Here is a 13357-nt window from a genome sequence, read left to right on the forward strand (position 1 = left end):
CCCCAAGCTGCTGGATGAAAGCGCAGCCGGCCAGCGGCCGGCACTACCCACAGCGTAAGCCCCCCTGGTCGGGGGGCGGTCGGCAAGCGGGCGTCAGCCCGCTTTACGGCGCAACGGGGTCACGTTGCTCGCGATCTTCGCGGCTTTTTTCGGCTTGCTGGCCACGCTCTGCGCATGGGCCGCGAAGAAATCGCGCACCTTGGGGTAGACCGTTTCGCGCCAGCGGCGGCCGCTGAAAATGCCGTAGTGGCCGGCGCCTTCGACGATGAAATGCTCGCGATGCGCGGCCGGAATGCCGGTGCACAGGTCCTGCGCCGCTTCGGTCTGGCCGAGGCCGGCGATATCGTCCAGCTCGCCTTCGATGCTCAGCAGTGCGGTGCCGGTGATCGCGCTGGGATCCACGCGTTCACCCTGTACGTACCACTCGCCGCGCGGCAGCAGGAACTCCTGGAAGACCACGCGGATCGTGTCCAGGTAGTACTTGGCCGGCATGTCGAGCACCGCGTTGTACTCATCGTAGAAACGACGGTGGGCGTCGGCATCTTCCATGTCGCCCTTGACCAGGTCGGCATAGAAATCCCAGTGCGAACTGAAGTGGCGGCTCGGGTTCATCGACAGGAACCCGGCGTGCTGCAGGAAGCCCGGGTACACGCGGCGGCCGGCGCCGGGGAAGGTCGCCGGCACGGTGTGGATGACGTTGTTCTCGAACCACGACATCGGGTTCTGCGTGGCCAGGTTGTTGACCGCGGTCGGGCTGCAGCGCGCATCGATCGGGCCACCCATCATCACCAGCGACCGCGGCGTGGTTTCGCCACGGCTGGCCATCAGCGAGACGGCGGCAAGCACCGGCACGGTCGGCTGGCAGACGCTGATCACGTGCAGCTTTTCCGCGCCAAGGTGGCGGATGAATTCCTGCACATAGGCAATGTAGTCATCCAGCCCGAACTCGCCTTCACTGCCCGGCACCATGCGCGCATCGACCCAGTCGGTCACGTACACGCGGTGATCGCGCAGCAGGGTGCGCACGGTATCGCGCAGCAGCGTGGCGTGGTGGCCGGACAACGGCGCCACCACCAGCACGAACGGCTGGTTGAGCATGGTATGCAGCTGGTCGGCTTCATTGCTGTGGCGCTTGAAGCGCAGCAGTTTGCAGAACGGCTTGCTGATCTCTTCGTGGACGACGATCGGCACGCGTTCGCCCTCGACGTCGATTTCGTTGATGCCCCATTCGGGCTTCTCGTAATCCTTGCCGATGCGGTGGAACAGCTCATTCACAGCGGCCAGGCGGTCCGCGCCGGGCATCTGCGACCACCAATGACCTTGATTGGCGAAGAACTTCGCGTTGGCCTGGGCCTGGTGCACCCACGGGGCGAGCAGGTTGCGGGTCAACTCATGCAGCTGATATAGCATGACGTCCAATATGTATGGTCTTATGTTGCCGCGCAGCATAGCGTACCCGTCGCGCGGGCGCCTTAATGCGAGTCCTGTCTCAGTTGTTATCGAGACTCAGGGCGTGCCGCGTTCCAATGCAGCCGCGTGCCCGGCCAGTGCGGGCGACAGCCAGCAGTGCGAGCCCAGCGCTGTGAACCCCACGCGCTTGAGCTGGCTGCGGTACCAGCGCGCCGGGCGCGGCTGGAAGCCTTCGTGGTCGCCATCGAAGTCATCCTCGGCCGTGAATGCCTCCAGGAAGGCCACGCCGGCGGTCAGTTCGGCAAAGCCCTCCAGTGCCGGGCGCAGCTCGCGGCTGGGCACGTAATGCATCACGTCCGAGCAGATCAGCAGATCCACCGGTGCGCACGGGCGCAGCCAGGCGAAATCGCCGACCTTGGCCGGGTGCAGGTTGCGGCTGCGGCCGTAGCGGTGCACGGCGTAATCGCTGCTGTCGAAGCCCAGGTACTGCACGCGGGGGCGCAGTTTGAGCAGCGGGGCACGCCAGGCGCCTTCGCCACAGCCGATATCCAGCACGCTGCGGATCGGGCGTTCCAGGTAGTACTCGGCGCTGGCCACCGCGAGCGCCACCTTGCGCGCCAGGCGCGCGGCGCCACCGGTCTGGTCAGGCTGGTACCAGCGCTGGAAGTAAGCGGCGTCGTAGGTTTTGTCCATGGGGATATGCACGTGGGTGAAAGCGGCGCTTATCGTACGGCGTGGGCGCGCGGATGCGTAGTTGAGGTGTGGCGATGGGTCGCGCCCGCCACGCATGGGCGGCCCTGCCGGGCATGCGAGAATGGCGGCCAACCCATGCCAGCCGCCGGAGCAAGCACATGCAGTCCTACTACTGGGTCAAGACCTTCCACCTGTTGTTCGTGGTGGCGTGGATGGCGGCGGTGTTCTATCTGCCCCGGATCCTGGTCAACCTCAGCGAGACCGCCGGCCAGCTGCCGGTGACCGAGCGGCTGCAGCTGATGGGCCTGCGCCTGTACAAGTTCGGCCACATGATGTTCGGCCTCGCGCTGATCCTGGGCGTGGTGCTGTGGCTGGGCTACCGCGTGATTCCCGATTTTCCGACCATGGTCGCGCCCGGTGCGGCGGGCTGGCTGCATGCCAAGCTCGGCCTGGTGGTGCTGCTGCTGGTGTATTACTCGTGGACCGGGCGGCTGCTGAAAGGCGCGGTGAAGGGCAAGCAGCTGCCGTCCTCGCGCGCGCTGCGCTGGTTCAACGAACTGCCGCTGGTGCTGTTCATCGGCGTGGTCTGGCTGGTGATCGCCAAGCCGTTCTGAGTCAGTCAAAACCGGCCAGCGGCCGGCCCTATAGCCGGGCCACGCCGCCGGTGTGCTGCACAAAAAAAAGCCGGGCGCTCACGCGTCCGGCTTTTCCGTTTCCGCCGCAGCCCGGTCAGGCCACTTCGTAGGTCCCGTAGCTGCGCAGGCGCTCGTAGCGCTTCTGCAGCAGCTCATCGACCGGCAGCTTCTCCAGCACGTCCAGCTCGTTGAGCAGCACGGCCTTGAGGCGCTTGGCCATCTGGTTCGGGTTGCGGTGGGCGCCACCGGTGGGCTCACGCAGGACCTTGTCCACCAGGCCCAGGCTCTTCAAGCGCGGGGCGGTCAGGCCGAGCTGTTCGGCGGCGTCCTTGGCCTTGGCAGGGTCCTTCCACAGGATCGAGGCGCAGCCTTCCGGGCTGATGGTCGAGTACACGCTGTACTCCAGCATCACGGTGCGGTCGCCCACACCCAGTGCCAGTGCGCCACCCGAACCGCCTTCACCGATCACCGTGCAGACCACCGGCACCTTCAGTTCGGCCATTTCCATCAGGTTGCGTGCGATCGCTTCGGACTGGCCGCGCGATTCGGCATCGATGCCCGGCCAGGCGCCGGCGGTGTCGATCAGGGTCAGCACCGGCAGGCCGAAGCGCTCGGCCATCTTCATCAGGCGCAGCGCCTTGCGGTAGCCCTCCGGCTTGGGCATGCCGAAGTTGCGCTTGATCTTTTCCTTGGTGTCGCGGCCCTTCTGATGGCCGATCAGCATCACCGAGCGACCACCGATACGGGCCAGGCCGCCGATGATCGCCTTGTCGTCGGCGAAGGCGCGGTCGCCGGCCAGTTCCTGGAACTCATCGCAGATGATGCGGATGTAGTCCTCGGTATACGGGCGGGACGGATGCCGGGCCAGCTGCAGCACCTGCCAGGAGGTCAGGTTGCGGAAGATCTGTGCAGTGCGCACCCGCAGCTTGTCCTGCAGGGCATTGACCTCGGCCTCGACATTGACCGCAGGTCCGGCGCTGGCGCTGCGCAGTTCCTGGATCTTCGCCTCCAGATCAGCGATGGGTTGCTCGAAGTCGAGGTAGTTCGGATTCATCGGAAACCGTCGTGAAGAAAAGAGGGAAAGTGTAGCCGAATGCGCCGAAAAGCCCCGTACGCCGTCGTCTGGAAACCGACGTTAGCGCAGCGGGGCCAGGCGCGCCAGTCAGCTCAGGGGACGACCAGCGCCGCGCTGCCCATCAGCGTGCTGCGGGTCTTCACGAAGGTGTTGTAGCCCTCGTTGGCTTCCTTGGGCAGGCCCGAGCCCAGCCGGGCGGTGGCGGCGGTGAACGCCATCTGCGCCTGGAAGGCCTCCTGCTGGAGCTGCAGCTGCGCATCGGCGGTGGTGGCATGCAGGTAGCGGGTGTACAGCTCGCGCAGCGGGCCGGCATGGGCCTCGAAGGCCGGGTCCAGCGCGGGCAGTGCGGTCGGGGCGGCTTCCAGCGCGTAGGCGGGCGCGGCGTAGCCGTGGGGCTGCTGGCGTGCGTAAGCACCGGGCTGGCCCATGCCTGCTTCGACGTAGGCGATGAAATCCGGGGCGGTGAAGATCTTGGCGTTGATCCGGCCGCCACTGGCGTCCACGTGGGCCACGGTCTGCACCTCCGGGAACGGCTCGCGGACGCCGAAGCTCCACGCCTTGTCGATGAACAGGTCGTGCGTGCTCTGGTACGGCCCTTGGAAGGTCACCCCGCCCAGCTCGATCTGCTTGTCCAGGCTGCCGAAGTTCTGCAGCTTGTCTTCGCTGGTGACGTAGATCTCGTTGGCGATCACGTACTCGGCCAAGGTCGGGTTGATCAACCCGCCCTTGCCGCTGGCGTAGACGATGAAGCGCACGTCGCCGAGCTGGTCGGTCTGCAGGTGATGCTCACCGGGCTTGAGCTTGACCGGGCGCGAGGCGTGCGCGGCGATCGGCAGTTCGTTGCCGTCGATGCGCAGGGTCAGCGGGGTATCGCCCGGGTTGTCGATCTCGAAGGTCTGGGCGGGGCCGGCACAGCCGGTGAGGGCGACGGCTGCACTCAGCAGCACGGCAAAACGCTTGATCAAAACAAAATACCTGTGTTGCAACAGAAAAAAATCAGTTCGCCCAGGGCGGGCTGTAGCGCACCTTCACCGTGCGGACCGCGGGATCGGCGCGCAACGCATCGACCAGGTGGCTGTCCACGCGCACGGCGATGTCACCGGCGACATCGAGCATGCCGGCCACCGGGCCCTGTTCCGAGCCGAGCAGCAGGTCCAGCCGCAGCGGTGTGCGCCCCGGGCGATGCCGGTCGAGCAGGGCGTTGACGCGGTTCCACACCGCACCGTCCTGGCGCAGGTCCACCCGCAGTGACAGCCGCGTGGCGTAGTTGGCGCAGATGTCTTCGTAATCCCAGACCTGACGGATGCGCAGCGCATAGCCGCCGTTGAACTCGTCTTCGCGCAGGCCGCCCTTGACCACCAGGATCCGGTCCTTGGTCATCAGGTGGCCGAACTCGGCCAGGCCATCGGTGAAGGCGCTGCATTCCACGCGGCCCTTGCCGTCTTCGAGCTGCATGAAGATCTGGCTCTCGCCCTTGCGACGTACGCCGACCACCAGGCCGGCCAGGATCACCGGCGTTTCCTGGCGCCAGGCACGCTTCTCGCCGTCCTTGCTCGGGCGGGCCGGCGGGATCAGCTTTTCCAGCTTGCCCAGGTCGGTGCCGACCAGTTCCTTGACGTCATCGGCGTAGGGATCGAACGGGTGGCCACTGAGGTAGAAGCCCAGCGTTTCGCGCTCGCCGTCCAGCAACTGGCCCAGCGCCCACTCGTTGGCTTCCGGCAACTCCAGCTGCATCGCCGTGCTGACCGGATCGGGCGCGCCGAACAGCGAGTTCTGCCCGGAGGCCTTCTCGCGCGCCATCTGGTCGGTGGCCTTGAGCACTTCGGGCAGTTGCAGCATCAGCGAGGCGCGGTTCTTGCCGAGCCCGTCCATCGCGCCGCAGTTGATCATCGCTTCCAGCGTGCGGCGATTGAGCTTGCCCGATCCGGCACGCATGCAGAAATCCAGCAGCGATGCGTAACGGCCGCCACGCTGGCGTTCCTCCACGATCGCTTCGCAGGCACCCTGGCCGACGCCCTTGATCGCGCCCAGGCCGTACACGATGGTGTCGGCGCTGGAGGCTTCGAACATGTACGCCGATTCGTTCACGCGCGGCGGCAGCACGGTCAGGCCGAGGTTGCGCACTTCGGCAAGGAAGCCGACCACCTTGTCGGTGTTGTCCATGTCCGAGGACAGCGTCGCGGCCATGAACTCGGCCGGGTAATGCCGCTTGAGCCAGGCGGTCTGGTAACTCACCAGCGCGTAGGCGGCGGCGTGCGACTTGTTGAAGCCGTAGCCGGCGAACTTCTCCATCAGGTCGAAAATCGCGTCGGCCTTGGCTTCGACGACACCGTCCTTGGCCGCACCTTCGCGGAAGATCTCGCGGTGCTTGGCCATTTCGGCCGGCACTTTCTTGCCCATCGCACGGCGCAGCAGATCGGCGCCGCCGAGCGAGTAACCGCCGACGATCTGCGCCATCTGCATCACCTGCTCCTGGTACACCATGATGCCGTAGGTGTCTTTCAGGATCGCTTCGGTGCGCGGATCGGGATAGATGATTTCTTCCTGCCCGTGCTTACGCGCGTTGAAGGAGGGAATCAGGTCCATCGGGCCGGGGCGGTACAGCGACACCAGCGCGATGAGATCTTCGAAGCGGTCAGGACGCGCGTCTTTCAGCAGGCGGCGCATGCCCGAGGATTCGAACTGGAACACCGCGCCGGTATTGCCGTTGGCGAAGATGTCCTTGTAGGTGGGTACGTCATCCAGCGGCAGCGCGGTGATGTCCACCGGCGGAATGCCGGCGCGCTCATGGCGCTTGTTGATCGCCTTGACCGCCCAGTCGATGATCGTCAGCGTGCGCAGGCCGAGGAAGTCGAACTTCACCAGGCCGATTTCTTCGACGTCGTTCTTGTCGAACTGGGTGACCGGGTTGCGGCCGCGGCCGCCTTCGTCATGTTCGGCGAACAGCGGGCAGAACTCGGCCAACGGCTCCGGTGCGATCACCACGCCACCGGCGTGCTTGCCGGCGTTGCGGGTAAGGTCTTCGAGCTGGCGCGCCAGGTCGATCAGATCGCGGACATCGTCTTCGTTCTGGTAGCGCTGGATCAGCTCCGGCGAGGCCATTTCCGAATCCTTGCCTTCGCCCATCGCATCCTTGAGCGAGATGCCCAGGATGTTGGGGATCAGCTTGGAGACGCCATCGACCAGACCGTACGGGAAGCCGAGCACGCGGCCGGAATCGCGCACCACGGCCTTGGCCGCCATGGTGCCGTAGGTGATGATCTGGCTGACGCGGTCGCGGCCGTACTTGCGCGCGACGTAGTCGATCACTTCGTCGCGGCGGTCCATGCAGAAGTCGATGTCGAAGTCGGGCATCGACACGCGTTCGGGGTTGAGGAACCGCTCGAACAGCAGGTTGTACGGGATCGGATCCAGATCGGTGATCTGCAGCGCCCAGGCCACCAGCGAGCCGGCACCGGAACCGCGGCCGGGGCCGATCGGAATGCCCTGGTTCTTTCCCCACTGGATGAAGTCGGCCACGATCAGGAAGTAACCGGGGAAGCCCATCTTGATGATGGTGGCCAGTTCGAATTCGAGGCGCTCGACATAATCGGCGCGGGTCTTGCCCGGTGCCAGCGGATTCTTTTCGAGGCGCGCTTCCAGCCCCTTGCGCGATTCGCTGCAGATCCAGCTGTCGAGGGTTTCCTCTTCGGGCACCGGATAGTTGGGCAGGAAGTAGGTGCCCAGCCGCATCTCGATGTTGCAGCGTTCGGCCAGCGCCAGCGTGTTGTCGATCGCGTCGGGAATGTCGGCGAACAGCGCGCACATGTCCTCGGCGGATTTGAGGTACTGCTGGTCGCTGTAATCGCGCGGGCGTTTGGGATCGTCCAGCACGCGGCCGGAGGAAATGCAGACGCGCGCTTCGTGGGCGCTGAAGTCTTCCGGCTGCAGGAAGCGCACATCGTTGCTGGCGATCACCGGCAGGCCGCGCTGGCCGGCAGCCTGCAGGGCGAACTGGTTGAAGGCTTCTTCGCCCTCGCGGCCGGTGCGGGTCAGCTCCAGGTGCAGGCCGTCACCGAACACGCGCTGCCAATCGGCGAGCTGCTGCTCGGCCAGGTCGTGGCGGCCGTCGCCGGCGAGGCGGCCGGCGAGGCTGTCGCGGCCGGCCAGTGCGAACAGGTTGTGGCAGCCAGCTTTGAGCCAGTCCGGGTGGACGGCGACGCCGCCTTCGGGGCGGTGGCCTTCCATCCAGGCGCGGGTCAGCAGCCTGGAGAGGCTGAGGTAGCCTTCGCGGTCGCGACAGAGCAGGGTCATGCGCCAGGGCGTCATGCCTTCTTCGGCGATCATGATGTCCGCGCCGGCGATGGGCTTGATGCCCACGGTTTCGGCGGCTTTGTAGAACTTGACCAGCGCGAATAGATTGTTGAGATCCGTCACTGCCAGTGCGGGCAGCTTCAGTTCGACCGCGCGGCTGAGCAGGTTGGCCTGCTTGGCTTTTTTCGGGTCAGCCTGATCCGGCTTCGCCGGGACACGGATGGTCGAATCCGCCAGCGAAAATTCGGTGTGGACGTGGAGATGTACGAAACGGGAAGTGGACATGCCGAACCAATGTGATGCCCGGTCAGGGTAGCGGTGGCGGTGGTCGCTAACAAGGCTTGACAGGGGTGTTGCGGGGGCGCGGGTTGGCGCTGGGGTTCAGGTTTGCTTCGGCGGTTCCAGCGGTTGCGGGGTTTGGCGTTGGTGAAGCAAGTGCAGGAGCGGTGGGCCCGGTGGTGCTGCGGGCTGGGGCGGCGGGGGCAGAGTCGCGGGACGCGCTGTGAATACATCCCTGTAAGCTCGTAGGCAGCATCCATGCTGCCTAACGGTCCCGCGCCTCTACCCCCACCACCCCTTCGACAGATGGCCGGTGCGTTGGGGCGAGCAACAGCTGATCCTTCGATAGGTGAGGGGGGGCGTTGGGGTTGGCAACGGCCCATTCTTCGATAGATGGCGGGTGCGCAGAGGCAGGCACCAGTCAGCCTTCGACAGATATCAGGTAGGCAGGCGCGAGTAACCGCCCACCTTTCCACCGGTGGCTGAGGCCCGGTGGCGAGCAATCGCCGTGTGTTCTTTGGTGCCGTGCCGGGCAGGGCCCGACAAGTGCAGCGCTCAGGCGGGGAGGCTGCTGCGGTCGGGTTCCAGGCACGCGCGGACGGGGGCGAAGCTGCGGCGGTGCTGGGGGCAGGGGCCGTGGCTGCGCAGGGCGGCGAGGTGGGCGGGGGTGCCGTAGCCTTTGTGCTGGTCGAAGCCGTATTCGGGGTGGGCGTCGTGCAGCGTCTGCATGAAGCGGTCGCGGCTGACTTTGGCGAGGATCGAGGCGGCCATGATGGCGCGGTCGAGGGCGTCACCACCGATCACGGCCTGGGCCGGGCAGGGCAGGCCTTTGGGGACGACGTTGCCGTCGATGCGGGCGAACTGGGCGACGTGGGCGACGCCTTCGACGGCGCGGCGCATGCCGAGCATCGTGGCCTGGTAGATGTTGAGGGCGTCGATGTCGCCGACGTCCACCATCACCACGTGCCAGGCCAGGGCGCGGTCGAGGATCTTGTCGTAGAGCTGGTCACGGCGTGCCGCGGTGAGCTGCTTGGAGTCGTCCAGGCCGTTGAGGCGCGGTCGGTCGGGGCAGAACACCACCGCGGCGACCGCAACCGGCCCGGCCAGGGGGCCGCGGCCGGCTTCATCCACGCCGGCCACGTAGCGCGGGGCGACGGTGGCCAGGGCGGCGCCGTCGAACAGTGCCAGGGACGCGGCTGCGGCGTGGCGACGGCTCATGCGGCGCGGCCGTGGTGGGGGCCGCGTTCGAGCAGCTCGGTGACGGCGTCGGCGGCCCGTGCGGAGGCGTCGCGCCGCAGCTGCAGGTGCAGGCGCTGGTAGGTGTCCTGCAGGTCGGTCACGCGCTGGGGGCGATCGAACCACTGCAGGATGGCGGCGGCCAGTTTGTCCGGGGTGCAGTCGTGCTGCATCAGCTCCGGCGCGAGGTCCTTGCCGGCCAGGATGTTGGGCAGCGCGAAGCGGTCGACCTTGAGCAGCCCCAGCGCCTTGACGATGCGGTAGGTGAGTTCGGCCACGCGGTAGCCGACCACCATCGGGCGTTTGACCAGCATCGTCTCCAGGGTGGCGGTGCCGGAGGCGAGCACGACCACGTCGGCGGCGATCATCGCGGTGCGCGCGTTGCCGTCGAGCAGGTGCGAATGGGCAACCGGCAACGCCGAGGCGGAAAGTTGCTCGCTGATCAGGGTGCGGCAGGCGGCGTTGGCGGCCGGAACCACCACGTGCAGGCCGGGGATGCGTTCGGAAACCTGCCAGGCGGCTTCGAAGAACGGTTCGCCGAGCTTGCTGATTTCCCCCAGGCGGCTGCCGGGCAGTACCGCCAGCACCTTCGCGTTGGAGGGCAGGCCGAGTGCGGCGCGCGCCTGTTCGCGATCATTGTGCAGCGGGATGTCATCGGCCATGGGATGGCCGACGAAGCGGGCGTCGATGCCGTGCTTGGCGTAGATCGGCGGTTCCATCGGGAACAGGCACAGGACCAGATCGGCGCTGGCCCCGATCTTCTCGGCACGCTTCTCACGCCAGGCCCAGACCGAGGGGCTGACGTAATGGACGGTGCGCACGCCGCGTTCCTTCAGCCAGCGCTCGACGCCGAGGTTGAAATCGGGCGCGTCGATGCCGATGAACACGTCCGGCTGCCACTCCAGCGCACGCGCGCGGAACGCGCGGCGCAGTTTGAGCAGGCGCGGCAGGTGGCGCAGGATTTCGGTCAGGCCCATCACCGCCAGTTCGCTGGCGTCGAACCAGGTCTGGCAGCCGGCGCTGCGCATGGCATCGCCGCCGATGCCGGCGAACTCGGCATTCGGGAAGCGCAGGCGCAATTCGCGGATCAGGCCGGCACCGAGCAGGTCGCCGGAGGCTTCACCGGCGACCAGGGCGATCCGCACCGGGCGCTCGGAGGTGCGCACGGCCAGCGTCTGTTCAACGCTGGTCGCCATCGCAGCGAGTGGAATGATCTCGGCGGTCGTCATGCCCGGGGTGTGCCCGCCTGGAGCCGTCATCGCAGCAGGGGCCTCTCGGCGCTTTCGATGAAGTCCAGCAGGTCCTTCACGTCGGCGCTGTGGGTGGCCTGCTCGGCCAGCTGCTCCTTGGCGTCGGCCAGCGGCAGGCCAGCCACGTACAGCGTGCGGTAGGCGCGTTTGATGCTGGCGATGCGCTCGGCATCGAAGCCGCGGCGCTTGAGGCCTTCGCTGTTGATGCCGCGTGGGCGGCCCAGGGTATCGCTGCCGACCATGGTGAACGGCGGAACGTCGCCGTTGGTCAGCGCGCCCATGCCAAGGAAGGCGTGGGCACCGATGCGGCAGAACTGGTGGGCACCGGCGAAGCCGCTGATGATCACGTAGTCGCCAACGGTGACGTGGCCGGCCAGCGTGGTGTTGTTGGAGAACACGCAATGGTCGCCGACATGGCAGTCATGCGCCACGTGGGTGTAGGCGAGCATCCAGTTGTCGTTGCCGACCGTGGTGATGCCGCCGCCACCGGCGGTGCCGCGGTTGATGGTGACGAACTCGCGGATGACGTTGTCATCGCCGATCACCAGCTCGGTGCGCTCGCCTTTGTACTTCTTGTCCTGCGGCTCGCCACCGATCGCGGCATGGCCGATGAAACGGTTGTTGCGGCCGATCCGGGTCGGGCCGTGGATCGAGCAGTGCGGACCGATCTCGGTACCGGCACCGATTTCCACGTCCGCACCGATCAGGCAGAACGCACCCACGCGCACATCCGCAGCCAGCGTCGCCGACGGGTCGATGACCGCGGTGGGGTGGATGAGAGGGGCGTTGTCACTCATTGCAGATCTCCTGCCTGGATCATTCGCGGGTGCCGGCGCACAGCACTTCGGCGCAGGCGACGATTTCGCCATCGACCTTGGCCACGCAGTCGTACACCGCCATGTTGCGGATCACGCGCTTGATCTCCACGTGCATTTCCAGCACATCGCCGGGCACGACCTGCTTGCTGAAGCGGGCTTTGTCGACCTTCACCATGTAGAACAGCTTGGACTGCGCATCGCGGCCCAGGGTGAGCTGGGTCAGCACGCCGCCGGCCTGGGCCATGGCTTCGATGATCAGCACGCCGGGCATGATCGGCTGGCCCGGGAAGTGGCCCTGGAAGAATGGCTCGTTGATGCTGACGTTCTTGGTGGCGACGATCTTCCGGTTCTCGAAATCGAGCGAGATCACCTTGTCCACCAGCAGGAACGGGTAGCGGTGCGGGATCAACTGCTGGATCTGGTTGATGTCCGGCAGATTCTGGTTGTTGCTCATTCCTTCTCCTTGCTCACAGACAGGATGCGCCGGGCGAGCGCATCGAGCTGCTTGAAGCGCGCGGCATTTTTACGCCACGTGCGGTTGTCGGTCAGTGGGGTGCCGGAGGAATACTCGCCCGGCTCATGAATGGAGTTGCGCACCACCGATTTGCCGGTGATGACGACCTTGTCGCAGATTTCGAGGTGACCGACGACGCCGACGGCGCCGCCCAGCAGGCAGTAGCGGCCGATCTTGGCGCTGCCGGCGATGCCGGTGCAGCCGGCGATGGCCGAGTGGGCGCCGATCTGGACGTTGTGGGCGACCTGCACGAGGTTGTCCAGGCGCACGTCGTTCTCCAGCACGGTGTCTTCCAGCGCGCCGCGATCCACGCAGGTGTTGGCGCCGATTTCGCAGTCGTCGCCGATGCGCACGCCGCCGAGCTGGGGCACTTTGATCCAGTGGCCGGCATCCATGGCCAGGCCGAAGCCATCGGCACCCAGCACGGCGCCGGGATGGATGCGCACGCGCTTGCCGAGCTTGACGCGGGTGACCAGGGTCACGCGGGCGATCAGTTCGCAGCCGTTTTCCAGGGTGCAGTCTTCGCCGATGATGCTGCCGGGGCCGACGATGCAGTTCTCACCGACGACGCTGCGCGCGCCGATGGTGACGAACGGCCCGATGTGGGCACTGGCGGCGACCTGGGCGTCCGGATCGATGCAGGCGCTGGGGTGGATGCCCGGGGCGCGCGGCGGTGCGATATCGAACAGGGCGGCGATCTTGGCGAAGGTGGTGTACGGGTCCTTGGCGACCAGGGCGGCGCCGGGCGCGGCCTCGGCATCCTCGGCGCGCAGCACGACGATGGCCGCCTGGCTGTCGGCCAGCTGCGCGCGGTAGCGCGGATTTGCCAGGAAGGTGAGCTGGCCGGGGCCGGCATGGGCGAGCGTAGCCACGCCATGGATGGCGGTGCTGCCATCACCATGGACCTGCAGGCCAAACTGCTCGGCGAGTTGCTGGGCGGTATAGGTAGGAGTGTTCACCGGGGGAGTTTACCGTGTGATGCCGAAACGGTCATGCGGGGCGGGGGTTTTGGGGTGGGTGTGTCGGTTGGTTGCGGCGTGGCGCTTCGGTTGCCATCGCGCGGGGTCATGGCGGGCAGCCCGCCACGACCCCCGACGGTTCAGCGCGAGCGCGGCAGGGTAGTGCCGGCCGCTGGCCTGACCCAGAAACGAAAA

At 66.6% G+C, this 13357-nt stretch carries 11 protein-coding genes; 1 reads left to right on the top strand and 10 read right to left on the bottom strand.

The features are described from left to right. Positions 1–93 precede the first annotated feature (93 nt). Positions 94–1449 (bottom strand): polyhydroxyalkanoate depolymerase, encoded by a 1356-nt coding sequence (phaZ, locus tag QMX81_RS18505; RefSeq protein ID WP_183073770.1) that lies wholly within the window; start codon positions 1447–1449, stop codon positions 94–96. A 57-nt stretch (positions 1450–1506) separates the two neighbouring features. After that, complete coding sequence (locus tag QMX81_RS18510; protein ID WP_282263656.1) at positions 1507–2103, bottom strand: class I SAM-dependent methyltransferase; 597 nt, start codon at positions 2101–2103, stop codon at positions 1507–1509. Between the two features lie 158 nt (positions 2104–2261). On the opposite strand from QMX81_RS18510, the gene QMX81_RS18515 reads away from it, so the two are divergent. Further along, a complete protein-coding gene (locus QMX81_RS18515; RefSeq protein WP_282263658.1) occupies positions 2262–2717 on the top strand; it encodes a CopD family protein in 456 nt (151 codons plus the stop codon). A gap of 115 nt (positions 2718–2832) precedes the next feature. Here the strand turns inward: QMX81_RS18515 and QMX81_RS18520 are convergent, their stop codons facing one another. From QMX81_RS18520 to lpxD, 8 genes are all read right to left on the bottom strand, one after another. Beyond that, positions 2833–3792 (bottom strand): acetyl-CoA carboxylase carboxyltransferase subunit alpha, encoded by a 960-nt coding sequence (locus QMX81_RS18520; protein WP_282263659.1) that lies wholly within the window; start codon positions 3790–3792, stop codon positions 2833–2835. Positions 3793–3905: 113 nt separating this feature from the next. Then, entirely contained in the window at positions 3906–4778 is an 873-nt protein-coding gene (locus tag QMX81_RS18525; protein WP_282263661.1) for a hypothetical protein, read from the bottom strand. 31 nt (positions 4779–4809) lie between these two features. Beyond that, a complete protein-coding gene (dnaE, locus tag QMX81_RS18530) occupies positions 4810–8391 on the bottom strand; it encodes a DNA polymerase III subunit alpha (protein ID WP_282263664.1) in 3582 nt (1193 codons plus the stop codon). A gap of 549 nt (positions 8392–8940) precedes the next feature. Next, positions 8941–9603 carry a ribonuclease HII gene (locus tag QMX81_RS18535; RefSeq protein ID WP_282263667.1) on the bottom strand — a complete coding sequence of 221 codons (663 nt, stop codon included), beginning with the start codon at positions 9601–9603 and terminating at the stop codon, positions 8941–8943. Next, positions 9600–10817 (bottom strand): lipid-A-disaccharide synthase, encoded by a 1218-nt coding sequence (gene lpxB / locus QMX81_RS18540; RefSeq protein WP_226956600.1) that lies wholly within the window; start codon positions 10815–10817, stop codon positions 9600–9602. Before lpxB ends, QMX81_RS18535 begins: the two co-directional genes overlap by 4 nt. 59 nt (positions 10818–10876) lie before the next feature. Beyond that, positions 10877–11668 (bottom strand): acyl-ACP--UDP-N-acetylglucosamine O-acyltransferase, encoded by a 792-nt coding sequence (gene lpxA, locus QMX81_RS18545; RefSeq protein ID WP_282263669.1) that lies wholly within the window; start codon positions 11666–11668, stop codon positions 10877–10879. 19 nt (positions 11669–11687) lie between these two features. After that, complete coding sequence (gene fabZ / locus QMX81_RS18550; RefSeq protein ID WP_019184406.1) at positions 11688–12143, bottom strand: 3-hydroxyacyl-ACP dehydratase FabZ; 456 nt, start codon at positions 12141–12143, stop codon at positions 11688–11690. Beyond that, positions 12140–13162 (bottom strand): UDP-3-O-(3-hydroxymyristoyl)glucosamine N-acyltransferase, encoded by a 1023-nt coding sequence (gene lpxD / locus QMX81_RS18555; RefSeq protein WP_121041474.1) that lies wholly within the window; start codon positions 13160–13162, stop codon positions 12140–12142. The genes fabZ and lpxD overlap by 4 nt, the downstream gene beginning before the upstream one ends. Between the last annotated feature and the right edge of the window lie 195 nt (positions 13163–13357).

Source organism: Stenotrophomonas sp. PS02301, from assembly GCF_029959485.1.
Lineage (GTDB): Bacteria > Pseudomonadota > Gammaproteobacteria > Xanthomonadales > Xanthomonadaceae > Stenotrophomonas > Stenotrophomonas maltophilia_Z.